The following is a 24,795-nucleotide window of genomic DNA, read 5'->3' on the forward strand; positions in this document are numbered from 1 at the left end:
CCGGGCACGAGGAGCCGTCCTCGTGCCCGGGGACGCGCGTTTCGGCGGGTGAAACCGCAGGGAGTTCGCGGTCCGGGAAAACCTCTGCGGCGTCCGGGAAAGCCTCTGCGGCGCGCGGCGAAATCTTCTCGAATCGCCGGCCACGTCAATGCCGCCCCGGCAGAACGTCCCGTTTCCACAGCCCATCAGGACCCACAAACGACATACCCGACCAGGGTCTCCGGGGAATGACCGAAAAGGGCGTGGGCGTGAGGTGCCGCGCCCCGGAGGGCCCTGGATCCAGGGGCTCCGGGCCGCCGGGAGCGGCCGGCCGGGCGGCTCCGGAGCGCCCCGGAAAAGGGCCGGGCATTGGGTTTATTCCCACCGCCCGCGTAAATGTCATGAGCGGTCGAAATAGCGGCTAAATATGTCAAAGAAACCGATAAAAGAACGGCGATGGAAAGCCCGCCGACGGCGTCGCGCCGCGAAACCCGGCCCGGCAACCGGCTGCCCCTTTCCCGGTGATCCGGACGCCCCCAACGAGGGCCCGGAGCCCTAGGCCGGTCGGAAAGCCCGTACGCCCCGCAACAGACGCACCGCCGCCTCCAGCCCGCTGGCGGCCTCCAGCGCCCGCCCGGCCGCCGTCGCGAAGCGGCTGAGCAGATGCTCGTCGCCCTCCCCGAACCGGCGGCCCGCGACCCACACGAACGTGTGCTCCCGCGCCACCAGCGGCACGGGGGTGGCCAGGAAACCAGGCTCGCCCACGGTCGTGTCGTGGGCCAGCAGCACCGGCTCGGCGGAGGCCGCCAGTTCCTTCAGCACCCCCGATTCGGCCAGCCAGCGCCGCACGCGCAGCGGGTCCCCGGGCGGGGCGTGCACGTGCAGCGACATCGCCTCCCGCCGCAGCGCGTCCACGCGGACGAAGCCCGCGTAGGCGGTGCCCGCGGTCGCGGCGGCGGCGCGGGCCAGCCGATCGGTCACGTCCGCCGCCTCCAGGCAGGAGAACGCGGCGATGAGCTCACGCATGGCGACATCGACCCGGTTGTGTGGCATCGTGATGATCCCTCGGCCGAGGCGGCGAGATCGCGCGGCCCGATCGCGCGACTCTCGAGTGCGGGTGTCCCGACTATCACTCTCGACGCCGCGCTTGACTAGCCCTCAACAGGAAATCGGGATTTTTGCCCATTCCGCTCCACCGGCCGGGCCCCGCCGTATGGCCTGCGGCGAGGGGCCGCGGGGTCACCGCGGCGGCCGCTCCCCGCGCAGCCGCGCCCACGCCACGTCGTCGACCCACTCCCCGTCGGCCTTGGGGAACAGTTGCCGGTGCACGCCCTCCCTGGTGAACCCGGCCCGCTCCAGCACCCGCTGCGAGGCGGCGTTGCCCGCCTCGGTCCCGGCCACGATCCGGTGCAGCGCCGTGTTCGCGAACGCCCAGTCCACCAGCAGGTTGACCGCCCGGGTCATGAAGCCCCTGCCCCGGAACTCGCGCACCAGCGAATAGCCGACCATCGCCTGCCCCAGCGCCGGCACCACCTGCGTCAGCTGCAGATGCCCGGCGAACGCCCCGGACGCCGCGTCCCTGACGGCCAGCTCGATCCGCTGCCCCGACACCCACCAGTAGCCGGTGTAGCGGCAGCGCCGCTCGTCGTCCTCCAGCGTGCCGGGCGGGCTCACCGAATAGGCCGCGACGATCGGGTCGGCCATCATCCGGTGGTAATCGGGGGCGTCCCCCACGGCCAGCGGCGTCAGCCGCACCACCCCGTCGGACAGGTGCCCGGCCTCGAAGAACGGCAGGTACGGCTCGTTGCCGGTCACCGTGTCGCCGGGGAGCCGGCCGAAGAGCACCATGTCGACGGGCCGGCCGTCGCGCAGCCGCTTGGCGTCCCGCCTGCGCCCCTCCTCGCGGAAGCCCGCCTTGCCCGCCACCCGCAGGCTCGCCACGTTGTCCACCGCGGCCTGCAGTTCGATCCGGCGCAGCCCGTGGTCGAACGCCCAGTCCGCGACCGCCCGGGCGGCCGTCGCCGCGACGTTCTTGCCCCGCGCCCACGGGGCCACCATGTAGCCGATCTCGGCCGCGCCCCAGCGGTCCGGCTGCCGGAGCCCGATGGAGCCGACGTACTGGCCGTTCTCGGTGATCACGAACTCCGCGCCGCCGGCCTCCCACTTGTCCTCGGCCTTGGCGAGGAAGGCGCGCGCGTCCGCCATCCGGTACGGCGACGGCAGCGCCGCCAGGAACCAGGCCGTCACCGGATCGTTGCAGGTCCTGACGATCGCCTCGGCGTCCCCGTCCGCGGGGGGCCGCAGGATGAGGGAGCCGGTGGAGATCACATCGCGCGGGAGCATGCCCCATAGATACCGTGCGTCCGGACGGGCTCGAAAGCCCTATAACCTTGCGGCCATGGGTTTCCGCAGGCATGGGCCTTTCCAGGCGGGGGATCAGGTGCAGCTCACCGACCCCAAGAACAAACGCCACACGATCACGCTCAAAGAGGACGGCGTCTTCCACACCCATAAGGGCGCCATCCCCCACAGCGACCTGATCGGGCAGCCCGAGGGCTCCGTGGTGCGCTCCTCCGGCGGCACCCAATACCTCGCCTTCCGCCACCTGCTGCAGGACTACACCCTGGCCATGCCGCGCGGCGCGGCCGTCATCTACCCCAAGGACGCCTCGATGATCGTCGGCATGGCCGACATCTTCCCGGGCGCCCGGGTGATCGAGGCCGGGGTCGGCTCCGGCGCGCTGACCTGCTTCCTGCTGCGCGCCGTCGGCCCCGAGGGGCACGTGACCTCCTACGAGCGGCGCGAGGAGTTCGCCGACGTGGCGCGCAAGAACGTCGAGAAGTTCTACGGCGGCCCCATGGGCGACAACTGGCGCCTGGTCGTCGGCGACCTGGTCCACTCCATCGACGAGGTCGACGTCGACCGGGTCATCCTCGACATGCTCGCCCCGTGGGAGTGCGTCGACGCCGCCGCCAAGGCGCTCACCCCCGGCGGCGTGATCTGCTGCTACGTGGCCACGACCACGCAGATGTCCAAGACCGTCGAGGTCATCCGCGATCACGGGTGTTTCACCGAGCCGCATGCGTGGGAGACCCTGGTTCGCGACTGGCATGTCGAAGGACTCGCGGTGAGACCGGATCATCGGATGATCGGCCACACGGGGTTCCTCGTCACCGCCCGCCGCATGGCGGACGGAGTGACGCCCCCGCCTAGACGCCGTCGACCGAAGGGGACCACCGAAGAACTATGACAATTTGGCCACAAGGGTGCGTTCGTGCGTGACACGGGAACAGATCGCCGTGTTCATATGCTGGGAGTATTAAACGCACTATTGGGGATTATTCACCGAATACTGAATGTCACTCTACGAACACTGCCCGGCCAGGTTACGGAGGGGCCCGAGATAGGTAAGGTCCTTAGTAGTCGCCCTCGACTGGGAAGGAGGTGACGGGGCGTGGCAGCTCGCGATGATGCTGAGGCTCGAGCCGCGCAGCGCGAACGGGAGGTCGCTGATCTTTCAACACAGGTCTCCTTCCTCCAGGAGGAGATCACCGCGCTGAGGCGGAAGCTGGCCGAGTCACCCCGTCAGGCCAGGGTCCTCGAAGAGCGTCTCCATGAGGCACAGGCGAACCTCGCGGCCGTGACCGGCCAGAACGAGCGCCTGGTGGCAACACTCAAGGAGGCCAGGGACCAGATCGTCGCTCTCAAGGAGGAGGTCGACCGGCTGGCGCAGCCGCCATCCGGCTTCGGCACCTTCCTCGAGGCCAGAGAAGACGGCACGATCGAGGTGTTCACCGGCGGCCGCAAGCTCCGGGTGAACGTCAGCCCTGCCGTCGACATCGACTCGCTGCGGCGTGGCCAGGAGGTCATGCTCAACGAGGCGCTCAACGTGGTCGAAGCACTCGGCTACGAAGAGGTCGGCGAGATCGTGATGCTCAAAGAACTGCTCGACGAGGGCAAGCGGGCCCTGGTCATCTCGCACGCCGACGAAGAACGCGTCGTGCGGTTGGCCGAGTCGCTGATCGGCCAGCCCATCAGGGCCGGCGACTCGCTCCTGCTCGAACCTCGCTCCGGCTACGTCTACGAGCGCATACCCAAGTCCGAAGTCGAAGAGCTCGTCCTCGAAGAGGTCCCCGACATCTCCTACGAGGAGATCGGCGGCCTCATGCGGCAGATCGAGCAGATCAGGGATGCCATCGAGCTGCCCTACCTGCACGCCGACCTGTTCAAGGAACACAAGCTGCGGCCCCCCAAGGGCGTGCTGCTGTACGGCCCGCCCGGCTGCGGGAAGACGCTCATCGCCAAGGCCGTCGCCAACTCCCTGGCCAAGCAGGTCGCGGAGAAGACCGGCCAGTCCGGCAAGAGCTTCTTCCTCAACATCAAGGGCCCCGAGCTCCTCAACAAGTACGTCGGCGAGACCGAGCGGCACATCCGCCTGGTCTTCCAGCGGGCCCGTGAGAAGGCCTCCGAAGGCACCCCGGTGATCGTGTTCTTCGACGAGATGGACTCGATCTTCCGCACCCGCGGCTCCGGCGTGTCCTCCGACGTCGAGAACACCATCGTCCCCCAGCTGCTGTCGGAGATCGACGGCGTCGAGGGGCTGGAGAACGTCATCGTCATCGGCGCCTCCAACCGCGAAGACATGATCGACCCCGCGATCCTGCGGCCCGGCCGCCTGGACGTCAAGATCAAGATCGAGCGGCCGGACGCCGAGGCGGCGAAGGACATCTTCTCCAAGTACCTGCTCCCCGACCTGCCGCTCCACCCCGACGACCTGGCGGAGCACGGCGGCTCCCGTGAGGCCACCATCCAGGGCATGATCCAGAGCACGGTCGAGCGGATGTACACCGAGAGCGAGGAAAACCGCTTCCTCGAGGTGACCTACGCCAACGGCGACAAGGAAGTCCTCTACTTCAAGGACTTCAACTCCGGTGCGATGATCCAGAACATCGTCGACCGGGGCAAGAAGATGGCCATCAAGCAGTTCCTCGAGACCGGGCAGAAGGGCCTGCGGGTGCAACACCTGCTCACGGCCTGCGTGGACGAGTTCTCCGAGAACGAGGACCTGCCCAACACCACCAACCCCGACGACTGGGCCCGCATCTCCGGCAAGAAGGGCGAGCGGATCGTCTACATCCGCACGCTCGTCTCCGGCAAGCAGGGCACCGAGGCCGGCCGTTCGATCGACACCGTCGCCAACACCGGCCAATACCTGTAACAACCACCCGAAAGCGGGAGGGCCGGGCGGCCCTCCCGCTTTCGCCGTCTCCCGCCCCTCACTCATCGAGAGCGATCTTCGGGTGCAACCGCCGGCCATACCCGGCATCCGGCGCTCGCCGTCCATCTCCTCCGACACCGAATACGCCCTGCGCCGGCCCGGCCACGCGATCACGCAGACGCTCTTCCGAGCTGAGGATCACTTCTGGCTGCGAAACCGGCGGCGGCCAAGGGGCATGACGCGCCGGACTTCGGAGCCGAGGAGACGATCAGGCGGAAAGGACGCACCCGGACACGCGGCCGCGACACGGCCGATACGCATGCGCGCCCCGCCGATCCGGCGCACACTGGCCCTGTGACCACGCTCAAACGAGTGGACGTGCACGTCGAAGGCATCGTCCAAGGCGTCGGCTTCCGGCCCTTCGTCCACTCCCTCGCCAACCGGCTCGGCCTCGCCGGACGGGTGCGCAACGACGTCAACGGTGTTTTCATCGAGATCGAAGGCGCCTGCGCCGGAGTCGAGGAGTTCCTGACCGCCCTCGAACGCGACGCGCCCGCCCTGTCCGCGATCGAAAGGGTCACGGTCGTCCGCGGCGAGCCCGCCGGCCACCGCGAGTTCACCATCGCCGCCAGCGACCCCTGCGGGCCGCGCCGCGCCCCCGTCCCCGCCGACACCGCCACCTGCGACGACTGCCTGCGCGAGCTGGCCGACCCGGCCGACCGCCGCCACCGCTACCCGTTCATCAGCTGCGCCGCCTGCGGCCCCCGCTTCACCATCGTCCGCGACGCACCCCGCGACCGCCTCCTGACCACCATGGCCGGCTTCGCCATGTGCCCCGCCTGCGACGCCGAATACCACGACCCCGGCGACCGCCGCTTCCGCGCCCCTGCCATCTGCTGCCCCGCCTGCGGGCCCCGGCTGCGGCTGCTCGACGCCCGCGGCGCCGAACTGAGCGACGACCCCGTCGCCGGCGCGGCCGCCCTCCTGCGGGCCGGCCGCGTCGTCGCCGTCAAAGGACTCGGCGGCTTCCACCTCGCCGTGCCGGCCGCGTGCGAGCACGCCGCCGCCACGCTGCGGGGCCGCAAGCACCGCGAGGACGAACCCTTCGCCGTCATGGCCGCCGACCTCGCCCAGGCCCGGCGGCTCTGCGACGTCGACGCCGCCGCGGAGGGCCTGCTCACCAGCCGCGCCCGGCCCATCGTGCTGCTGCCCCTACTGCCCGGCGCCCCGGTCGCCGCCGCCGTCGCGCCCGGCCACCGCCGGAGCGGCGAACGCTCAGGCCCGAGAGCGGTAGCTTGCGTGACCGTTCAACGCCGCCTCGGCCTGATGCTGCCGTACACGCCGCTGCACCACCTCCTGCTCGCCGAACTCGGCGAACCCCTGGCGCTGGCCCGCGGCGCCGTCTCCGGCGAGCCCATCGCGTACGAGGACGCCGACGCCCTCACCCGCCTGAGCGGCATCGCCGACGCCTTCCTCACCCACGACCGCGCCATCCACGTCCGCACCGACGACTCCGTCGTCCGGCCCATGGCCGACGAGGTCACCGTGCTGCGCCGGGCCCGCGGCTACGCCCCCGAGCCCCTGCCGCTGCGCCGGCCCGCGCCCCGCCCCGTGCTCGCCTGCGGCGCCCAGCTCAAGAGCACCTTCTGCCTCGCCCGGGGGCAGCGCGCCTTCGTCTCCCACCCCTTCGGCGACCTCGACGACCACGACACCCTCCGCGCGTTCGCCGACGGCATCGACCACTACTGCCGCCTGCTCGGTCTCCGGCCCGAGATCGTCGCCCACGACCCGCACCCCGGATACCTGTCCACCGGGCACGCCCTGGAGATCCCCGGCGTCGAACACGTCGCCGTCCAGCACCACCACGCCCACATCGCCTCCTGCCTCGCCGACAACGGCGACCCCGGACCCGTCATCGGCGTCGCCTTCGACGGTCTCGGTCACGGCACCGACGGCACCCTCTGGGGCGGCGAGTTCCTCCGCGCCGATCTCACCGGCTACGAACGCCTCGGCCGCCTCGCCCCCGTCCCCATGCCCGGCGGCGCCGCCGCCGTCCGGCAGCCGTGGCGCATGGCCGCCGCCTACCTCCGCCACGACCACCCCGGCCTCGACGTGGCCCGCCGCCACGCGGGCCGCTGGGCCGACGTGCTCGCCCTCTCCGGCGCGCCCCTCACCTCCAGCGCCGCCCGCCTCTTCGACGCCGTCTCCGCCCTGCTCGGCGTCCGCGAGGCCGCCACGTGCGACGGGCAGGCCGCCGTCGAGCTCGAACAGCACGCCGACCCCGCCGAACCCGGCGCCTACCACGCCCGCGTCACGCCCGGCGACCTGCTCGCCGTCGAAGGCGCCGACCTCGTCCACGCCGCCGCCGAGGACCTGGCCGCAGGCGTGCCCACACCCGTCATCGCGGGCCGCTTCCACAACGGCGCCGCCGACGCCGTCGCCCGCGCCTGCGCGGCCCTCAGGGACGCCACTGGCCTGTCCTCGGTCGCCCTGTCCGGCGGCGTCTTCCAGAACGCGCTGCTCCTGGAACGCACCGTGGAGCGGCTGCGGGAGGCCGGGTTCCGAGTGCTCCGGCACGTCCGCGTGCCGCCCCACGACGGCGGCCTCAGCCTCGGCCAGGCCGCCGTTGCCGTCGCCGTCGCCCGCGCCCGCCCCTGACGGCCCTCCCTCACGGCCCGCCCGCAGTGCGCCTCACCGCCGCGCGCGCCCGGCCGCCGGCGCATGGCGCAGCGGCGCGAGGTCCGGACGGCTCCTAGCATGGCGATCATGGAATACCTCAACCCCGGCCGCGCCCCCTACACGGCCCAGGACCGCGCGCTCATCGGAACCGAACACGCCCGCCAGGCCCGCGCCCACTTCCGCGCGCACCCCGCCTACCGGCCGACGCCCGTCCACACCCTGCCCGGCCTGGCGGGGACGCGCGCCGTGCACGTCAAGGACGAGAGCGGCCGCATGGGCCTGGGCAGCTTCAAAGCCCTCGGCGGCGCGTACGCCGTGCACCTGCTCGCCCGGCGTGACGGCCCCGGCGTCACGTTCGTGTGCGCCAGCGCCGGCAACCACGGCATCTCCGTCGCCGCCGGTGCACGCGAAGCCGGCGCCGCCTGCGTCGTCTACCTCAGCCACGACGTGCCCGAGGCGTTCGCCCGGCGGCTGCGCGGGCTGGGCGCCGAAGTGCGGCGCGACGGCGGCGACTACGAGGCCGCGATGGCCGCCGCGGAGCAGGCCGCGCGGGAGCCCGGCCGGCGCCTGGTCGCCGACAGCTCCTGGGAGGGCTACACGGACGTCCCGCTGGAGGTGATGCGCGGCTACACCCTCCTGTTCGACGAAGTCGCCGAGAGCGCCCTGGAGGCGCCCACGCACGTGTTCGTGCAGGCCGGCGTCGGCGGGCTGGCCGCCGCGGCCGCAGGATACGTACGCGACCGCTGGGGCGAGCAGCCGAAGATCGTCGTCGTCGAGCCGGAAGGCGCCCCCTGCCTGATCGAAAGCGCCCGCGCCGGCCGCCCCGTCCGCGTCCAGGGCTCCCGCACCACTCTCGGCAGGCTCGACTGCCGCGAGCCCTCGCTGATCGCCCACCGCCTCCTGAGCCACCTCGCCGACCTGTACACGACCATCACCGACGACCAGGCGGCCGACGCCGCCCGCCTGCTCGCCGGCCACGGCGTCGCCCTGTCCGACTGCGGCGCCGCCGGAGCCGCCGGCCTGCTCGCCCTCACCGACGGCACCCGCGCCGCGATCGGCCTCGACGACACCTCGCGCGTGTTGCTGCTGGGAACGGAGGGACCAGTGGAACCGAAGTGATGCACGTGACGTCAAAGGGGCGTGCATCGTCCCAACCGGCCGAAACATGCTCGGGAGGACGGCCGGTTGGCCGAACTCGACCTCCTGCGATTCCTCGCCGCGCTCGCCGTCGTCGCCTTCCACTATCTGGTCGCGTACGCGTCCGTGTGGGGCGACCGCCCCGCCGAGCTGTTCCCGGCACTGGCGCCCCTCGCCGGGCTCGGCATCCTGGGTGTGGAGCTGTTCTTCATCATCAGCGGGTTCGTCATCCTCATGACCGTCTGGGGCCGCGGGCTCGGCGCGTTCGCCAGGTCCCGCTTCGTCCGCCTCTACCCCGCCTACTGGCTCAGCCTCGGCGCCGTCGCCGCACTCTACGGACTCACCGGCGTCAAAGTGCTCGACCCAAAACTTTCACCAGGCGAATACCTGCTGAACGCCACCATGTTCCAGCGGCTGTTCAAGGTCACCGACGCCAGCGGCGTCTACTGGTCGCTGTGGGCAGAGCTCCGCTTCTACCTGCTCATGGCCATCCTCGTGATCGTCGGCGTCACGTACGGCCGCGTGCTCGCCTTCGCCGGCGTCTGGCTGGCCGCCGCCCTGGCCGTCAAGTTGCTCCGGAACGCCGAGCTGTTCGACAACCCCGTCGTCACCGAGATCGTCATGCCCGACTACGCCCCGTACTTCGTCGCCGGCATGGGTCTCTACCTCATCCACAAACACGGCAACGCCTGGCTGCCCTGGCTCTACGTCGCCGCCGGCTACGGCATGTCCATCGACTCCGCGCTCGCCCGCGTCCACCGGCGCATCGACGCCGCCGGGTTCAAGAACATGCCCGTCACCGACCTCAGCGTCGTCATCACCATCACCGTGATCTTCGCCCTCATGGCGCTCGCCGCGATCGGGATCCTCCGCCTCAAACCCTCCAGGACGCTCACCGCGCTCGGCGGCATCACCTACCCGCTTTACCTGTTCCATGGCCTCGTCGCGGCCCTCCTCATCCCCGCACTCACCGGCCACCTGCCGCCCTGGGCCACCGCCGTCACCACCACTCTCGCGGCGATCCTCCTGTCGTATCTGGTGTACGCCTTTGCCGAACGCCCCATCCAGCGGATACTCAAGCCGCGCAGACCGGCACAAACCCCAACAGCTCCCGCCGTACAGGTGGAAAAGGCGTCGGTGCCATAACCTTGTGGCCTTGGGGCACTGTGAAGGGCATAGGCTCGGGCATATAAACGGCGGATAGACAGATCCGGACGAACAGAGGGTGTTGCATGACGGTGCGTCGGGTGATGGGCATCGAGACCGAGTACGGCATCTCCGTACCCGGCCAGCCAGGCGCCAACGCGATGGTGACCTCCTCACAGGTCGTGAACGCCTACCTGGCCGCCTCGGCGGCCCGCGCGCGCAGGGCACGCTGGGACTTCGAAGAGGAAAACCCGCTACGCGACGCGCGCGGCTTCGACCTCGCCCGCGAGGTCGCCGACCCCACCCAGCTCACCGACGAAGACCTCGGGCTGGCCAACGTCATCCTCACCAACGGCGCCCGGCTCTACGTCGACCACGCCCACCCCGAATACTCCTCGCCCGAATGCACCAACCCCCGGGCCGCGGTCATCTGGGACAAGGCCGGCGAACGCGTCATGTACGACGCCGCCACCCGCGCCTCCGCCATCCCCTCCAACGCGCCCATCCAGCTCTACAAGAACAACACCGACGCCAAAGGCGCCTCCTACGGCTGCCACGAGAACTACCTCATGCGGCGCGCCACCCCCTTCGCCGACATCGTCCGCCACCTCACCCCCTTCTTCGTCTCCCGCCAGGTCGTCGTCGGCGCCGGCAAGGTCGGCATCGGCCAGGACTCCCGCGGCGAAGGCTTCCAGATCAGCCAGCGCGCCGACTTCTTCGAAGTCGAAGTCGGCCTCGAGACCACGCTCAAGCGGCCCATCATCAACACCCGCGACGAGCCCCACGCCGACCCCGAGAAATACCGGCGCCTCCACGTGATCATCGGCGACGCCAACATGTCCGAGATCTCCACCTACCTCAAGCTCGGCTCCACCGCGCTCGTGCTGGCGATGATCGAAGACGGCTTCCTCACCCGCGACCTCGCCGTCGAAAGCCCCGTCCAGGCGCTCAGGGCCGTCTCACACGACCCCAGCTGCCGCTACGAGATCCCCATGCGCGACGGGCGCAAGCTCACCGCCATCCAGCTCCAGATGGAATACCTCGAACAAGCGAGAAAGTACGTCGAAGAGCGCGGCACCGCCCACGACGAGATGAACAAAGACATCCTCGACCGCTGGGAATCCGTCCTCACCCGCCTCGCCGAAGACCCCATGCAGCTCTCCCGCGAGCTCGACTGGGTCGCCAAACTCGAACTCCTCGAGGGCTACCGCAGCCGCGACGGCCTCGCCTGGTCCCACCCCAGGCTCCAGCTCGTCGACCTCCAATACTCCGACATCCGGCCCGACCGCGGCCTCTACAACCGGCTCGTCGCCCGCGGCCGCATGCAACGCCTCGTCACCGAGGAAGAAGTCCAGCGCGCCGTCGAAAACCCGCCCACCGACACCCGCGCCTACTTCCGCGGCCGATGCCTGCGCCAATACAGCGAATCCGTCGCCGCCGCCTCCTGGGACTCCGTCATCTTCGACATCCCCGGACGCGAATCCCTCCAGCGCGTGCCCACCCTCGAACCACTGCGCGGCACCAAGGCCCACGTCGGCGAACTCTTCGACCGCTGCCGCACCGCCGCCGACCTCGTCGCCGCCCTCACCGGCGGAGACTGACCCGCTCCTTCCTCAGAGCAGGCCCACCCCCAGCGTCAGCGTGCCCACCGCCAGGCACACCCCGCCCGCCACCGTCAGCCAGATCAGCCTGCTCGGCTTCGTGTCGCCCGGACGCACCACCGACAGGAAGAAACCCAGCGGCATCAGGATCGGCGCCGCCACGATCAGCGTGCGCGTCAACGCCTTCACGCCCTCCGGCAGGCTCGCCTGGTCCACGTACAGCATCGCCACCAGGCTGAACAGGACCAGCACACCCGCATGCGCGTGCCCGGCCCGCCACAGGCTCCTGCGGACCGGGTTGTCCAGGTAGCCGGGGACGTTCCGCATGAGGAACGACAGCAGCGTCACGCCGCCGAAGGCGACCAGCGGGACTGTGATGAGGAGCACACCTGCGGTGCTCAGGGACGAAGGGGACATCTCGGACCTCCTGGTGTGTAGGGCTTCATTGTTGGATAGGACAGCTATCTAGTCAACCCGACACAAGATCGACGGTCGATCGGCGCGAAATGTCGGCCGGTTCGGGGAAGATATGCCGTAGAGGCAGTCCCCCAAGTGGAGGTAGGACATGGCTACCAAGGACACCGGCGGTCAGAAGCAGACCGGGCGGCGCGAGACGGAGGTCGAGGAGACCGAGGCGTCAGCGGCGCCGGACGTCCAGGAGCGGCAGGAGAAGCTCACGGACGATGTCGATGCAATTCTGGACGAAATCGACGAAGTTCTCGAAGAGAACGCAGAGGAATTTGTCAGGTCGTATGTACAGAAAGGCGGACAGTAGGGGATAAATCGGACATCTAGAGAAAGGGGGAGTGGTGGAAACGCCTGCGGGAAGTAAGCGGTGCCCGGACTGTGGGGAGGACAAGGACGTCTCCGAGTTCGGGCGCAATAGGCGCATGGCCGATGGGCTGGCGCGATATTGCAAGGCATGCTTCCGGCGGCGTCACACGCAGAGTTACCGCAAGCGCGTTGAAAAGCAAGGCAAATCCGTGCGTGAGCGCGTCGAAGTGCCTGACGGGGAGAAACATTGTCCTCGTTGTGCGGAAATCAAGCCGGTCGCCGAATTCGGTAGGAACAGGTCGCACAAGGACGGGCTCACCGACTACTGCAAGCCGTGTCACAACCGGGTGATGCAGGAGAACCGCATCAAGAATCATGGCAGCACGCGCAATTACCACCTGAAACGCCGTTACGGCATTACCGAGGACGACTTCGAGCGCATGCTCGCCCAGCAGGGCGGGCTCTGCGCCATCTGCCGGGCCGTCCCCGGCACCTTCGTCGACCACTGCCACCGGACCGGGCAGGTCCGGGGCGTGCTCTGCTTCAACTGCAACAACGGGCTCGGCCACTTCGGCGACAATCTGGTGCTGCTGGAGTTGGCCGCCCTCTATCTGGACGGGGAGATTCTCTGGCCGGAGTTCGTGATCCTCCCGGAGCGGCGGCGTGGGGCCGATTCGCTTGCGCCCACGCGGAATTACCATCTGGCGCAGCGGTATCGGCTGCGGCATGAGGATGTCGAGCGGATGGTGTCGGCTCAGCACGGGTTGTGCGTGGTGTGCTGGGATCGGCCGCCGGAGCACGTGGACCATTGTCATCGGACCGGTGATGTGCGGTATGCGTTGTGCTTGCCGTGCAATACGGGGATCGGGCAGTTCAGGGATGATCCGGGGGTGGCGTGGCGGGCGCTTTCGTATGTCGAGGGGTCCGGCCTCGAGGAATATGCGGAGGCGGAGGTTTCGGACGAGGAGTTGCGGTCGCTCATCGAGGCCGAGGAGCGTTTGCGCACCGACTTTTACACCCGGGCGGTCAGGGTGGGCTGAGCCGGCCGGTTCGTCTTTGCGGTGTCCGGTTCATTTGCCGGGCATCGTGTAGTCGACCGCTACGCCGAGGAGGCGGACGGGGCGGTTGAGGTCGAAGCGGTCGAGGATGGCGACCGCTGTGCGGGCGAGGGTGTCGGGGTCGCTGGTGGGGGCGGGGAGTTTCGTCTGGCGGGTGCGGGTCAGGAACGGGGTGAAGCGGACCTTGACGGAGACGCGGATGGCTTCTCGGCCTGCTTCGGCGGCGTCGTGGGCGACGTGTCGGGCGAGGTCGGCGACGTGGCGGGCGATTTCGGCCGGGTCGGTGAGGTCGGTGGGGAAGGTGGTCTCGCGGCTGTGGCCGCGGGCGATCCAGGGTGTGGTGACGACTTCGGCTTCGCCTTTGCCGAGGGCGAGGTAGCGGTACCAGGGGCCGTTGGTGGGGCCGAAGATGCCGGCCAGGTGGGCGGGGTCGGCGGCGGCGAGGTCGGCGACGGTGTGGAGGCCGAGGGCGGCGAGCTTTTTGGAGATCTTGGCGCCGATGCCCCAGAGGGCGTCGGTGGGGCGGTCGTACATGACCTCGGCCCAGTTGTCGCTGGTGAGGCGGTAGATTCCGCCTGGTTTGGCGAAGCCGGAGGCGAGTTTGGCCTGGTGTTTGTTGTCGCCGATGCCGACGGAGCAGGACAGGTCGGTACGGGTGCGTACGGCGTGCCGGAGGTCGGCGGCGAGGGCTTCGGGGTCGTCGGTGGTGGCGCCGACGAAGGCTTCGTCCCAGCCCCAGACCTCGACCTGGACGGGGAATTCGCGGAGTACGGCCATGACGCGTTCGGAGGCGGCTTCGTAGGCGGGCGGGTCGCTGGGCAGGAAGACGGCGTCGGGGCAGCGTCTGAGCGCGGTGCGCAGCGGCATGCCGGAGTGGATGCCGCGTTCGCGGGCTTCGTAGGTGGCGGTGGCGGCGACGGTTCGGGGCTGGGTGGGGTCTCCTGAGCCGCCGACGACGACGGGTTTGCCGCGGAGTTCGGGGTGGCGGAGGAGCTCGACGGCGGCGATGAACTGGTCGAGGTCGACGTGCAGGATCCAGTCCCTGGTGGACATGGTGACCAGTATGGCCGTCTCGCGTCGGCGGAGTGGGCGATGGGTCCGGTCGGTGACGTGTCGGTGAGCGGCCCGGGACGGTGCGGGCGGTACGGGTGGGCTCGTGTCGGCTGCGGCCGGGGCGCGTCGCCGGTGGAATCCTCTGCCTGCGCGGTGCCGGTGAAGTGGGTCTGTCGGTCGCGGCGGTGCCTGAGAGGGGTCTGTGGACTGCGGTGCGGCGGAGGGGTCTGCTGGGCTGCTGTGTGCCGCTCTCGGTCGCCAGGCGGCCGCTGAAGGGCTTGTCGCCGCTCGAGGGCGCTTCTCTGGGGGGCTGGGTGTCCATCGGCCCACGGGCCCCGTGGCGGGCCCGCCCGGGCGGGTCAGGGGGTGGGGAGGAGGTCGCCGTTGCGGTAGAGGAGGGAGCGGCGGGGCACGGCCCAGGCGGGTGTGCCGATGGGGGGTTCGTCGCCTTCGGGGACGACGAGCTGGATGAGGGTGTCGGGGGATTCGAGGGTGACGAGGGTGTGGGTGCCGAGGTTCTCCAGGACGGAGATCCGGCCGGGGAAGGCGTCGGGCCGTTCGGTGGGGGACAGGTCCATGTACTCGGGGCGTACGCCGTAGGTGACGTGGTCGCCGGGGGCGAGGCCGGGCGGGGTGGGGAAGGTGGCGCCGGCCACGTGCAGGGCGGTGGGGGTGACCTGGGCGGGGAGGAGGTTCATGGGGGTGGAGCCGATGAACGAGGCGACGAAGGTGGTGGCGGGCCGGTGGAAGATCTCGGCGGGGGTGCCGATCTGGATCATGCGGCCTTGGGACATGACGGCGATGCGGTCGGCGAGTGCGAGGGCTTCGGCCTGGTCGTGGGTGACGAAGACGGTGGTGACGGCGAGTTCGCGCTGCAGGCGTTTGAGGAAGGTGCGGGCTTCGAGGCGGAGCCGGGCGTCGAGGTTGGAGAGGGGTTCGTCGAAGAGGAAGGCGGCGGGGTGGCAGGCGATGGCGCGGGCGAGGGCGACGCGCTGCTGCTGGCCGCCGGACAGGGCGCCGGGGCGGCGGTGGAGGAGTTCGGTGAGGCTGAGCCGGGCGGCGACCTCGGCGGCTGTGGTGTTCCGCTGGGCGCGGGGGACCTTCTTGATGCGCAGCGGGTAGGCGATGTTGTCGGTGACGTCCATGTGGGGGAAGACCGCGTAGTCCTGGAAGACCATGGCGAGGTCGCGGTCGCCGGGCGGGAGCCTGGTGACGTCTCTGTCGTCGATGCGGATGGTGCCGGAGGTGGGGGTCTCCAGGCCGGCGATGGAGCGCAGGAGCGTGGTCTTGCCGCAGCCGGAGGGGCCGAGGAGGGCGAAGAACTCGCCGTCGGCCATGGTGAGGTCGATGCCGTCGAGGGCGCGGACGCCGCCGGGGAACACCTTGGTCAGGCCGTTCAGGGAGATCACCGCTTGATTCCTCCGTGGAAGCGGAAACCGTACCGGTGGGAGACGAACAGGTACATCGCCACGACGGGCAGCGAGTACAGCAGCGAGAAGGTGGAGATGAGGTCGAGCCTGGGCGCGCCGCCCTCGGTGTAGAGGGTGTAGAGGATGACGGAGCCGGGGGCCTTCTCGGGGTCGCGCAGCAGGATGAACTGGAACAGGAAGCCGCCCCAGACGCTCGCCAGCGCCCACACGGCGATGGTGGCGAGGCCGGGGCGGACGAGCGGGATGACGATGTGGCGCAGGATCTGCAGGGGTGAGGCGCCGAAGACGCGGGCGGACTCCTCGTACGAGGTGGGCGTCTCGTCCATGAAGTCCTTCAGTATGAAGATCGCGGCCGGGAGGAGGCCGCCGGAGACGACGAGGACGACGCCGAGGTGGGTGTCGATGAGGTCGAGCCGGGTGGCCAGCTCGAAGATCGGCACCATGGCGGCGGTGCCGGTGACGACGGACGACAGCAGCAGGAGCACGTAGAGGAGGATGTCGCGGCCCGGCACGCGGACTCTGGACAGGGCGTAGGCGGCGAGGGCGGCCAGGACGACGACGAGCGCGGCCGCGCCGCCGCCCTGGATGAGGGAGTTGCGGATGGAGCCGAGCGCGTACGGGTTGTCGAGGATGGCGGCGAAGTTGCGCAGCGTGAAGTCGGGGATGGAGGTGGTGATCGTCGGGGTGTCGTCGAAGGGGGCGCTGGCCAGCCAGAGCATGGGCAGTGTGAAGAAGGCGAGGACGACGGCGATGAACACGGTGGCGGCGAGCCTGCCGAGGACGTGGCGGATCATGCGGGCGGGCCTCCGGCGGCCGCGACCTCCTGCTGGCGGCGCCGGCCGCGCAGCAGCCGCAGGTACGCGAGCGCGAACACGAGGTTGATCAGCAGGATGAGGAAGGAGATGGCGGCGCCGACGCCGAGTTGGCCGTCGCGGAGCGCGACGCGGTAGACGTACACGGGCAGGATCTCCGAGCGGCCCTCGGGGCCGCCGCCGGTGAGGACGAACGGGGTGAAGTCGTTGAACGTCCACAGGCTGATGAGTAGCAGGTTCGTCAGGATGTGGCGTCTGAGGTGAGGGAAGACCACGTCGCGCAGCTGCTGGGGGACGCCGGCGCCGGCGAGGCGGGCGGTCTCCAGGTGGGAGGGCGGCACGTTCTCCAGCGCGGCGGAGTAGAGCATCATCGAGAACGCGGTGCCGCGCCACACGTTGAAGATGATGATCGACAGCAGCGGGTAGTCGAGCAGCCAGGCGAAGCCGGGGGTGTGCAGGAGGGCGTTGAGTGTGCCGTCGTCGCGGTCGAGCAGGGCGAACCACAGGAATCCGACGACGGTGCTGGGCAGGATCCACGACAGGAGCACGACGCCCTCGACGACGCGGCGCAGGGGGCCGGTGCGGCTGCGCAGGATCCAGGCGAGGGCGAAGCCGAGCCCGGCCTGGCCGATGATGGCCGAGCCGCCGACGTAGAGGATCGTCAGCCACAGCGAGGTGAGGAAGCGGGGGTCCTCGAGCGCGCCGGTGTAGTTGTCGAGGCCGACGACCTGCGGGTTGGCGGCGGCGAGGCCGGTGAGCCGGTAGTCGGTCAGCCCGAGGTAGATGGTCCACAGTGCGGGGAAGACGAGGAAGACGGCGATGAGGACGAGGGCGGGCAGGACGAACGCGACCGCCCTGCCCCTTCCCAGTCCCGCGGCGTCAGCCGCCGACGTTGGCCGCGCCACCGACCAGTCCCTCCAGTTTGGCCTGGTAGGCGGCGGCCGCCTCGTCGGCGCTCTTGCCGCCGACGACGGCTGCGGTGGCCTCCTGGAGCGCGGCCGACACCTGCGGATAGACGGCCAGGCCGGGGCGGTAGGCGGTGATGGGCAGCACCTCGTCGGCGATGTACTTCAGCATGGGGTCGGCGGTGAGCACCTCGTCGTTGACGTCGGTGCGGGCGCTGATGCGCACCTGCCCGGCCTGCTCGGCCTTGATGGCCTCCGGTGAGTGCATGAAGGCCAGCAGCTCCCAGGCGAGCTTGGGGTTCTTGGAGAACGGGTTCAGCACGCGTACGGCGCCGCCGGACATGCTGACGAAGTCCTGGCCGCGGATGCCGCCGCCGGGCTGCTTGGCGGGGATCCTGGCGTAGCCGACGGCCTGGTCGCGGTCTTTCATGGGGGCGACGCCGGCGGTGGGCTCGATGACGGAGCGCCAGAAGTAGTCGCCCTCGGCCAGGATGCCGATCTTGCCGGCGGCGAACTGGGCGAAGGACTTGTCGCGGCCCTTGGCCTCCTGCTGGAGTTTGGGGTCGCCGAGGCCGCTGCCGCCGTAGATCTGCTGGTAGAAGCCGAGCACGTCCTTCATGGGCTGGGAGGCGCCGGTCCACTTGCCGGCGGCGTAGATCTCCGCGCCGGCGCCGGCGAGCAGCGGGAGCACGCCCTGCATGGTGGTGGCCTCGCCCATGGCGGTGCCGGCGTTGATCTGGATGGGGACGGGCACGCCGGCGGCCTTCAGCTTGGTGCCCGCGTCGATGATCTCCTGCCAGCTCTTGGGCTGCCACTGCTCCGGCAGCCCGGCCTTCTTGAACAGGGTCTTGTTGTAGAACAGGACGCGGCCGTCGGTGCCCTGCGGCAGGCCGTACTTCTTGCCGTCGAAGATGCCGAGCCCCTGCACGGCCTGCGGGATCTGCGACCAGCCCTCCCACTGGTCGGCGGCGGCGCCGCCGACCTCGGCCAGCGGCTGGATGTAGCCGGCCTGGGCGAACTCGCCGACCCAGATGCCGTCGACGTCGATGACGTCGGCGCCGGTCCTCGACTTGAGGTCGAGCGCGATCTTCGTCTTGTACTGCTCGTCGTCGACGCCGTTGCCCTGGAACAGCACCTTGACGTTCGGGTGGGTCTTCTCGAACTCGGGGATCACCCACTGCTTGATCCAGGTGGCCGACTCGGAGTTCTTGCCGCCCTGGATGGAGTTGGCGGCGATGGTCAGGGTGACGCTGCCCCCGCCGGAGTCCGTGCCGGAGCCGGATCCGCAGGAGGTGAGGGCGAGGGCGGCGAGTAAGAGTGTCGGGGCGGCGATCACCGCAGGTCGGCTGGGGAATCGCATGTCGGCCTCCTGTTCAGGACGTGCAGACATACCGACAATCGCATGGCCGGTGGCGGGCGTAAAGAAACGATCTGAACACGGGGACGGCGGCGGGTGAGGCGGGGGAGGGTTCGCCGTGAGCTGATCGAGGGAAGTGCAGACAGCAACGCAACATGAGTAGGGTCGCCCTAGGAACAGTGACGATTGGGAGGGAGTCGCGTGGCATCGCACAGGGATCTGCCCGTCGGCTTGGTGAACCAGCTTTTCCGTAACACCGGGAGCTCCTCGTTCACGGAGTTTGTGAGCTCGTATGCGCCGGAGCTGCTCCCCCGGCGGGATGAGGTTCTGGCCACCCCCATCGGCGACCAGGTGCCGCACGCGACCACGATCGTGGCCGCCACCTTCGACGGTGGCGTGGTCATGGCGGGCGACCGGCGGGCGACCTCCGGCAACATCATCTCGCAGCGCGACGTGGAGAAGGTGTTCCGGGCCGACGACTACTCGTGCATGGGCATCGCGGGCACGGCCAGCACGGGCATCGAGTTCGCCCGGCTGTTCCGCGTGGAGCTGGAGCACTACGAGAAGCTCGAAGGCCGGGCCATGTCGGTGGCGGGCAAGGCCAACCGGCTGGCCACCATGATCAGGGGCAATCTGGCCATGGCGATGCAGGGGCTGGTGGTGGTGCCGCTGTTCGCGGCCTACGACCCCGACAAGGACGAGGGGCGCATCTTCAGCTATGACGTGGCGGGCGGGCCGTACGAGCGGGAGAGGTTCGACGCGATCGGCTCTGGCTCGATCTTCGCCCGCGGGGCGCTGAAGAAGCTCTACCGCGACGGCGCGTCGGCGGACGACATGGCGATGACGCTGATCCAGGCGCTCTACGACGCGGCCGACGACGACTCGGCGACCGGCGGTCCCGACGTGACGAGGAAGATCTGGCCGATCGTGGGGATCATCGACGCCGACGGCTTCCGCCGCCTGACCGACGAGCAGGTCTCCGGCTACGTCAACCAGATGCTGGAAGCCCGCCTGATCTCGCCTGACGGCCCCATCGCCCCGCTGCGCTAGAAAGGACCATCGCCTGTGTCCATGCCTTTCGGATATGCGTCCCCTGAGCAGATCATGCGGGACAAGGCCGACTACGCGCGCAAGGGCATCGCGCGGGGCCGGTCCGTCGTCGTGCTGCAGTACGTCGACGGCATCCTGTTCGTCGCGCCCAACCCGTCGCGGGCGCTGCACAAGATCAGCGAGATCTACGACCGCATCGGGTTCGCGGCCGTGGGCCGCTACAACGAGTTCGAGGAGCTGCGGCTCGGCGGCATCCGCTACGCCGACATCAACGGCTACACCTACGACCGCTCCGACGTGACCGGCCGGGGCCTGGCCAACCTCTACGCCTCCAACCTGGGCCGCATCTTCACCGAGTCGATCAAGTCGCTCGAGGTGGAGGTCGTGGTCGCCGAGGTGGGCGAGACCAAGGACGGCGACGCGATCTACCGGCTGACGTTCGACGGGTCGGTGTTCGACGAGCACGGCTTCGCCGCGATGGGCGGCCAGGCGGAGGCCGTGGCCGGCCGGCTCAAGGAGCGCTACCGCGAGTCGATGTCGCTGGCCGACGCGTTGGAGGTGGCGCTGACGGCGCTCACGGAGCCGGGCGGGGAGCGGCCGCCGGTGGGGCAGCTGGAGGTGGCGGTGCTCGACCGCAACCGGGAGCACCGCAAGTTCCTGCGGCTGACGGGAGCGCGCCTGGAGCGCCTGCTCGCCCAGACCACCACCCCGCAGCCCGCCAGCCCTCCCGCGTCGTCCGGCTCCGGCGACACTCCGCCGCCCACGGGCCCGGAGGGGCCGGTGGACGACGGCTCCTCGCCGCTGTAAGGCTCCTTCCCGGCTCCGGCGGCGGGGCCGCTGCCCGGGCGCCGGGGGTCGCGGCCGGGTGTCCGTTTCTGCGTGCGGCCTGCGGCGCGGCGTCCAAAGGGCGGCGAGGACGTCCAAGAGGCTTTGAGGACGTCTCACGAGCGTCTGGGGACGTCGTCAGGAGCGCCTGGGACGTCTCACGAGCGTTCTGGGGACGTCCCAAGGGCCTCTGAGGACGCCAAAGGAGCGTCTGAGCGGCGCCCACTCCGCGAGCCGCACGTTGCGCCCGGCCACGCGCCGCCGCCCACGGGTCGGCTCACCGTTAGCGTCGCCAGACCCCGTCCGGTGCCGCTCGGCGTCCAGCGCCCCAGTGCCGCGCAGCGTCGAGCGGTGGCCGGTGGCGCTCGGCGTCGGGCGGTGGCCGGTGCCGACGGGGTCCTCACTTGCGTCACTGACGCCTCAGTGGCGTTATCCGACATTGCGCGCCTGCGAGGTTCGGCCGCCCAGTCCTGTGTCGTGAGCAGCGGGCTGCGAGGGTCCCCCTGGAGGAGCTTTGAGCGCCGTGCGGGATCAGGGCGGCAGGCGCCCTGGTCCGGTGCCGTAGGGGCGCTCTAGGCCGCCCCACGCGCGGCATGTGCGGTGTCCGGTCGATGGAGTCGGCGCGTCGAGCCGGTCATGGGATGTGATCTGTATCACCGGCCCGGTCCCGAACCGCGGGGCAAGATCGAGGATCTCAGAATCCGTGAACACTTCCATGCGGAGCCTTCTGGCCGGCGGCGCGGCCGCCGCGGTGATGCTGACCTCCGGTGTGGCCGCCCATGCGGCCACCGCCGCGTACCCGAAGTACAAGACGCCGAAGATCTTCGGCACCTCGTTCCAGCCTGACCCGAAGCACGACTTCACCAAGGGCATCCACTCCCGCCGCGACGGCATCCTGCGCGGCCAGATCACCCACATCAGCGGTGGCGCGGCCGAGTACGAGCCGATCAAGTGGAAGAAGGACACCCACACCGAGGGCTACTTCGTCGGCCCGCCCAAGGGCGACGTCATGGCGTACAAGTCGCCCATCGCCAAGGACGTGGTCTTCCTGTCGGCGTACGGGTGCAAGGCGTCGATGTCGGACGTGACGACGGGCAAGACGGGGCTGGGCAACAAGAAGTGCTCCAGGGCCACGCTGATCAAGCGCCACGGCCGGCAGGGGCACCCCTCGCTCATCACCGTCTACAAGGGACACATCGTCAAGGTTCAGGAAATTTACACCCCCTGACCAGGAGGAGCACACCCGCGCCCCGTGGGGGCGGGCGCGGGAACGAAGGCATTTTCGACGGCGCGACGGGAAAACACCTGGGAAGATCTCTCCCGCTGGCCGATCCATGGGCATAGTGTGAGGTGATGGATCGTCGCATCTTCGGGCTGGAGAACGAGTACGGCGTGACCTGCACGTTCAGGGGCCAGCGCAGGCTGTCCCCGGACGAGGTGGCGCGCTACTTGTTCCGGCGGGTCGTGTCCTGGGGCCGATCGAGCAACGTCTTCCTCCGCAACGGCGCGCGTCTCTACCTGGACGTGGGCAGCCATCCTGAATACGCAACACCCGAGTGTGACAACGTCATCGAGCTCGTCACCCACGACAAGGCGGGCGAGCGCATCCTCGAGGGCCTCCTCGTCGACGCCGAGAAGCGGCTGCGCGAGGAGGGCATCGCGGGAGACATCTACCTGTTCAAGAACAACACGGACTCGGCCGGCAACTCCTACGGCTGCCACGAGAACTACCTGGTCGGCAGGCACGGGGAGTTCGGGCGGCTGGCGGACGTGCTGATTCCGTTCCTGGTGACGCGGCAGATCGTGTGCGGGGCGGGCAAGGTGCTGCAGACGCCCCGCGGCGCCGTCTATTGCGTGTCGCAGCGGGCCGAGCACATCTGGGAGGGCGTCTCCAGCGCCACCACCCGGTCCCGGCCCATCATCAACACCCGTGACGAGCCGCACGCCGACGCCGAGCGGTTTCGCCGCCTGCACGTCATCGTGGGCGACTCCAACATGAGCGAGACCACCATGCTGCTCAAGGTCGGCGCCACCGACCTGGTGCTGCGCATGATCGAGTCGGGCACCGTGATGCGCGACCTGTCGCTGGAGAACCCGATCAGGGCGATCCGCGAGGTCTCCCACGACATGACCGGCCGGCGGCGGGTGCGGCTGGCCAACGGGCGCGAGGCGTCCAGCCTGGAGATCCAGCAGGAATACCTGTCGAAGGCGAAGGACTTCGTCGACCGCCGCGGCGGCGACGCCATCGCGCACAGGGTGCTGGAGCTGTGGGAGCGCACGCTGCGCGCGGTCGACACCGGCGACCTCGACCTGGTCTCGCGTGAGATCGACTGGGTGACGAAATACCAGCTCATCGAGCGCTACCGGAAGAAGTACGACCTGCCGCTGTCGTCGCCGCGGGTGGCGCAGCTCGACCTCGCCTACCATGACGTGCACCGCAAGCGCGGCCTGTACTACCTGCTGCAGAAGCGCGGCTCGGTGGAGCGGGTCGCGTCCGACCTGAAGATCTTCGAGGCCAAGTCGGTGCCGCCGCAGACCACCAGGGCGCGGCTGCGCGGCGAGTTCATCCGCAAGGCGCAGGAGAAGCGGCGCGACTTCACCGTCGACTGGGTGCATCTCAAGCTGAACGACCAGGCGCAGCGCACCGTGCTGTGCAAGGACCCGTTCCGCAGCGTGGACGAGCGGGTGGACAAGCTCATCGCCGGGATGTAGGGCCGGCGTTTACCTCGGCCCTACCTCGATGTCGGGTAGGGTGACGCGAATCTGCCGTCTTTCCGAGGGAAACGCATGCGCCGCGTTCTGGCCGTTGTGGCCGCCACGCCGTTGATATTTCTCGCCGCCGCGTGCGGCTCCGGGGACGGCGGGGGCACCAGCGCCTCCACGGGCGCCTCTCCAGGTGCCTCCGCCAGTGCCTCGTCCTTCGCCGTGCCGAGCGGGGTGAAGGTCGCCGGGGACGTGGGCGCCAAGCCCACGGTGACCTTCCCGGCCGGATCGCCCGCGACGAAGTCGTCCTACGAGGTGATCCAGTCGGGCACCGGCGCGGAGCTCAAGTCGGGCGACCGGGTGGTCGTCAACCTGACCGTCTACAACTGGGACGGCAAGGGCAACGCCGTCCAGGGCTCCTCCTACGACACCAAGGTCCCCGAGACGATCCCGCTCAACCAGCAGTTGCCGCCGGTGCTGGTCGAGGGCTTCACCAAGGTCAAGCACGGCGGGCGGCTGCTGGCCGTGCTGGCCAACGACTCGGTCCCCGCGCAGGGCACCCCGTCGGCCCAGCCCACCAAGGTGTTCGTGTTCGACGTGGTCGGCACCCAGCCGAAGGCCGCCACCGGCAAGGAGACCAAGGAGAGCATCAAGGGCGTCGAGGTCGTGAACCCGGGCGGTGACAAGGCGCCCACGCTGACCACGAAGACGAGCGAGAAGCCGCCTGGCGAGCTCGTCGTCAAGACGGTCATCGAGGGCACCGGCGCAAAGGTGAAGGCCAGCCAGACGCTGACCGTCCACTACACCGGCAAGATCTGGGGCACCGACCAGCAGTTCGACTCGAGCTGGGACCGGGGTGAACCCGCCCAGTTCCCGCTCGGTCAGGTGATCAAGGGGTGGCAGCAGGGGCTGGCAGGGGTGCCGGTCGGCAGCCGGGTCGTGATGAGCATCCCGCCGGACCTCGGGTACGGGGACCAGGCCCAGCAGAACATCCCGGCCAAGAGCACGCTGGTGTTCGTGGTGGACGTCCTGGCCGCCGCCTGACATCCGCCCGTCCCCGGCGCACGG

The 24,795-nt window shown here is 69.8% G+C and carries 21 protein-coding genes; 13 read left to right on the forward strand and 8 right to left on the reverse strand.

The annotated features are described in order from the left end of the window. Positions 1–534 precede the first annotated feature (534 nt). Both ID574_RS39015 and ID574_RS39020 read right to left on the reverse strand, forming a co-directional pair. The gene (locus tag ID574_RS39015) at positions 535–1,032 is read right to left on the reverse strand and encodes a hypothetical protein (RefSeq protein ID WP_188194033.1); all 498 of its coding nucleotides are present in this window, start codon (positions 1,030–1,032) and stop codon (positions 535–537) included. A 186-nt stretch (positions 1,033–1,218) separates the two neighbouring features. Next, positions 1,219–2,322 (reverse strand): GNAT family N-acetyltransferase, encoded by a 1,104-nt coding sequence (locus ID574_RS39020; protein WP_188194034.1) that lies wholly within the window; start codon positions 2,320–2,322, stop codon positions 1,219–1,221. Positions 2,323–2,377: 55 nt separating this feature from the next. Here ID574_RS39020 and ID574_RS39025 point away from each other — a divergent pair, with 55 nt between their 5' ends. The 6 genes from ID574_RS39025 to dop all read left to right on the forward strand — a co-directional run bounded on the left by ID574_RS39025 (position 2,378) and on the right by dop (position 11,760). Further along, a complete protein-coding gene (locus tag ID574_RS39025; RefSeq protein ID WP_188194035.1) occupies positions 2,378–3,229 on the forward strand; it encodes a tRNA (adenine-N1)-methyltransferase in 852 nt (283 codons plus the stop codon). 204 nt (positions 3,230–3,433) lie between these two features. Next, a complete protein-coding gene (gene arc, locus ID574_RS39030; protein ID WP_188194036.1) occupies positions 3,434–5,197 on the forward strand; it encodes a proteasome ATPase in 1,764 nt (587 codons plus the stop codon). Positions 5,198–5,551: 354 nt separating this feature from the next. Next, the gene (gene hypF / locus ID574_RS39035; protein WP_223167534.1) at positions 5,552–7,855 is read left to right on the forward strand and encodes a carbamoyltransferase HypF; all 2,304 of its coding nucleotides are present in this window, start codon (positions 5,552–5,554) and stop codon (positions 7,853–7,855) included. 108 nt (positions 7,856–7,963) lie between these two features. Continuing rightward, positions 7,964–8,995: a pyridoxal-phosphate dependent enzyme gene (locus ID574_RS39040; RefSeq protein WP_188194037.1), complete on the forward strand. Its 1,032-nt coding sequence runs from the start codon at positions 7,964–7,966 to the stop codon at positions 8,993–8,995. 66 nt (positions 8,996–9,061) lie between these two features. Further along, complete coding sequence (locus ID574_RS39045) at positions 9,062–10,159, forward strand: acyltransferase family protein (RefSeq protein WP_223167535.1); 1,098 nt, start codon at positions 9,062–9,064, stop codon at positions 10,157–10,159. Between the two features lie 86 nt (positions 10,160–10,245). Continuing rightward, positions 10,246–11,760: a depupylase/deamidase Dop gene (gene dop / locus ID574_RS39050; protein ID WP_270094317.1), complete on the forward strand. Its 1,515-nt coding sequence runs from the start codon at positions 10,246–10,248 to the stop codon at positions 11,758–11,760. Positions 11,761–11,772: 12 nt separating this feature from the next. Here dop and ID574_RS39055 read toward each other — a convergent pair whose 3' ends face one another. Beyond that, positions 11,773–12,177 (reverse strand): hypothetical protein, encoded by a 405-nt coding sequence (locus ID574_RS39055; RefSeq protein WP_188194039.1) that lies wholly within the window; start codon positions 12,175–12,177, stop codon positions 11,773–11,775. A gap of 148 nt (positions 12,178–12,325) precedes the next feature. Here ID574_RS39055 and ID574_RS39060 point away from each other — a divergent pair, with 148 nt between their 5' ends. Both ID574_RS39060 and ID574_RS39065 read left to right on the forward strand, forming a co-directional pair. Continuing rightward, a complete protein-coding gene (locus tag ID574_RS39060; RefSeq protein WP_188194040.1) occupies positions 12,326–12,535 on the forward strand; it encodes a ubiquitin-like protein Pup in 210 nt (69 codons plus the stop codon). A 115-nt stretch (positions 12,536–12,650) separates the two neighbouring features. After that, positions 12,651–13,574 (forward strand): endonuclease domain-containing protein, encoded by a 924-nt coding sequence (locus ID574_RS39065; RefSeq protein ID WP_188194041.1) that lies wholly within the window; start codon positions 12,651–12,653, stop codon positions 13,572–13,574. Between the two features lie 30 nt (positions 13,575–13,604). Here the strand turns inward: ID574_RS39065 and ID574_RS39070 are convergent, their stop codons facing one another. The 5 genes from ID574_RS39070 to ID574_RS39090 all read right to left on the reverse strand — a co-directional run bounded on the left by ID574_RS39070 (position 13,605) and on the right by ID574_RS39090 (position 19,152). Next, positions 13,605–14,645: a DNA polymerase IV gene (locus ID574_RS39070; RefSeq protein ID WP_188194042.1), complete on the reverse strand. Its 1,041-nt coding sequence runs from the start codon at positions 14,643–14,645 to the stop codon at positions 13,605–13,607. Positions 14,646–15,004: 359 nt separating this feature from the next. Further along, on the reverse strand, positions 15,005–16,054 hold the full coding sequence (locus tag ID574_RS39075; protein ID WP_188194043.1) for an ABC transporter ATP-binding protein: 1,050 nt from the start codon (positions 16,052–16,054) through the stop codon (positions 15,005–15,007). Further along, the gene (locus ID574_RS39080; protein WP_188194044.1) at positions 16,051–16,869 is read right to left on the reverse strand and encodes a carbohydrate ABC transporter permease; all 819 of its coding nucleotides are present in this window, start codon (positions 16,867–16,869) and stop codon (positions 16,051–16,053) included. The genes ID574_RS39075 and ID574_RS39080 overlap by 4 nt, the downstream gene beginning before the upstream one ends. Continuing rightward, on the reverse strand, positions 16,866–17,792 hold the full coding sequence (locus ID574_RS39085; RefSeq protein ID WP_188194045.1) for a carbohydrate ABC transporter permease: 927 nt from the start codon (positions 17,790–17,792) through the stop codon (positions 16,866–16,868). Before ID574_RS39085 ends, ID574_RS39080 begins: the two co-directional genes overlap by 4 nt. Continuing rightward, on the reverse strand, positions 17,767–19,152 hold the full coding sequence (locus ID574_RS39090; protein ID WP_188194046.1) for an extracellular solute-binding protein: 1,386 nt from the start codon (positions 19,150–19,152) through the stop codon (positions 17,767–17,769). The genes ID574_RS39085 and ID574_RS39090 overlap by 26 nt, the downstream gene beginning before the upstream one ends. Before the next feature lie 198 nt (positions 19,153–19,350). Between ID574_RS39090 and prcB the strand changes: the two genes are divergently transcribed. From prcB to ID574_RS39115, 5 genes are all read left to right on the forward strand, one after another. Continuing rightward, the gene (prcB, locus tag ID574_RS39095; protein ID WP_188194047.1) at positions 19,351–20,199 is read left to right on the forward strand and encodes a proteasome subunit beta; all 849 of its coding nucleotides are present in this window, start codon (positions 19,351–19,353) and stop codon (positions 20,197–20,199) included. Positions 20,200–20,220: 21 nt separating this feature from the next. Continuing rightward, positions 20,221–21,006 carry a proteasome subunit alpha gene (prcA, locus tag ID574_RS39100; RefSeq protein WP_188194048.1) on the forward strand — a complete coding sequence of 262 codons (786 nt, stop codon included), beginning with the start codon at positions 20,221–20,223 and terminating at the stop codon, positions 21,004–21,006. 733 nt (positions 21,007–21,739) lie between these two features. Then, on the forward strand, positions 21,740–22,252 hold the full coding sequence (locus ID574_RS39105) for a hypothetical protein (protein WP_188194095.1): 513 nt from the start codon (positions 21,740–21,742) through the stop codon (positions 22,250–22,252). 125 nt (positions 22,253–22,377) lie between these two features. After that, complete coding sequence (pafA, locus tag ID574_RS39110; protein WP_188194049.1) at positions 22,378–23,736, forward strand: Pup--protein ligase; 1,359 nt, start codon at positions 22,378–22,380, stop codon at positions 23,734–23,736. 75 nt (positions 23,737–23,811) lie between these two features. Beyond that, complete coding sequence (locus ID574_RS39115) at positions 23,812–24,771, forward strand: FKBP-type peptidyl-prolyl cis-trans isomerase (protein WP_188194050.1); 960 nt, start codon at positions 23,812–23,814, stop codon at positions 24,769–24,771. The last annotated feature ends 24 nt before the right edge of the window (positions 24,772–24,795 follow it).

Source organism: Nonomuraea sp. SYSU D8015, from assembly GCF_008065375.1.
GTDB lineage: Bacteria > Actinomycetota > Actinomycetes > Streptosporangiales > Streptosporangiaceae > Nonomuraea.

What these genes read in the sequence shown, in the direction of transcription:
- ID574_RS39015 (WP_188194033.1), bottom strand. Translation starts at nt 1,032, where the DNA reads ATGCCACACAACCGGGTCGATGTCGCCATGCGTGAGCTCATCGCCGCG.
- ID574_RS39020 (WP_188194034.1), bottom strand. Translation starts at nt 2,322, where the DNA reads ATGCTCCCGCGCGATGTGATCTCCACCGGCTCCCTCATCCTGCGGCCC.
- ID574_RS39025 (WP_188194035.1), top strand. Translation starts at nt 2,378, where the DNA reads ATGGGTTTCCGCAGGCATGGGCCTTTCCAGGCGGGGGATCAGGTGCAG.
- ID574_RS39040 (WP_188194037.1), top strand. Translation starts at nt 7,964, where the DNA reads ATGGAATACCTCAACCCCGGCCGCGCCCCCTACACGGCCCAGGACCGC.
- dop (WP_270094317.1), top strand. Translation starts at nt 10,246, where the DNA reads ATGACGGTGCGTCGGGTGATGGGCATCGAGACCGAGTACGGCATCTCC.
- ID574_RS39055 (WP_188194039.1), bottom strand. Translation starts at nt 12,177, where the DNA reads ATGTCCCCTTCGTCCCTGAGCACCGCAGGTGTGCTCCTCATCACAGTC.
- ID574_RS39060 (WP_188194040.1), top strand. Translation starts at nt 12,326, where the DNA reads ATGGCTACCAAGGACACCGGCGGTCAGAAGCAGACCGGGCGGCGCGAG.
- ID574_RS39065 (WP_188194041.1), top strand. Translation starts at nt 12,651, where the DNA reads ATGGCCGATGGGCTGGCGCGATATTGCAAGGCATGCTTCCGGCGGCGT.
- ID574_RS39070 (WP_188194042.1), bottom strand. Translation starts at nt 14,645, where the DNA reads ATGTCCACCAGGGACTGGATCCTGCACGTCGACCTCGACCAGTTCATC.
- ID574_RS39080 (WP_188194044.1), bottom strand. Translation starts at nt 16,869, where the DNA reads ATGATCCGCCACGTCCTCGGCAGGCTCGCCGCCACCGTGTTCATCGCC.
- ID574_RS39090 (WP_188194046.1), bottom strand. Translation starts at nt 19,152, where the DNA reads ATGCGATTCCCCAGCCGACCTGCGGTGATCGCCGCCCCGACACTCTTA.
- prcA (WP_188194048.1), top strand. Translation starts at nt 20,221, where the DNA reads ATGCCTTTCGGATATGCGTCCCCTGAGCAGATCATGCGGGACAAGGCC.
- ID574_RS39105 (WP_188194095.1), top strand. Translation starts at nt 21,740, where the DNA reads ATGCGGAGCCTTCTGGCCGGCGGCGCGGCCGCCGCGGTGATGCTGACC.
- pafA (WP_188194049.1), top strand. Translation starts at nt 22,378, where the DNA reads ATGGATCGTCGCATCTTCGGGCTGGAGAACGAGTACGGCGTGACCTGC.
- ID574_RS39115 (WP_188194050.1), top strand. Translation starts at nt 23,812, where the DNA reads ATGCGCCGCGTTCTGGCCGTTGTGGCCGCCACGCCGTTGATATTTCTC.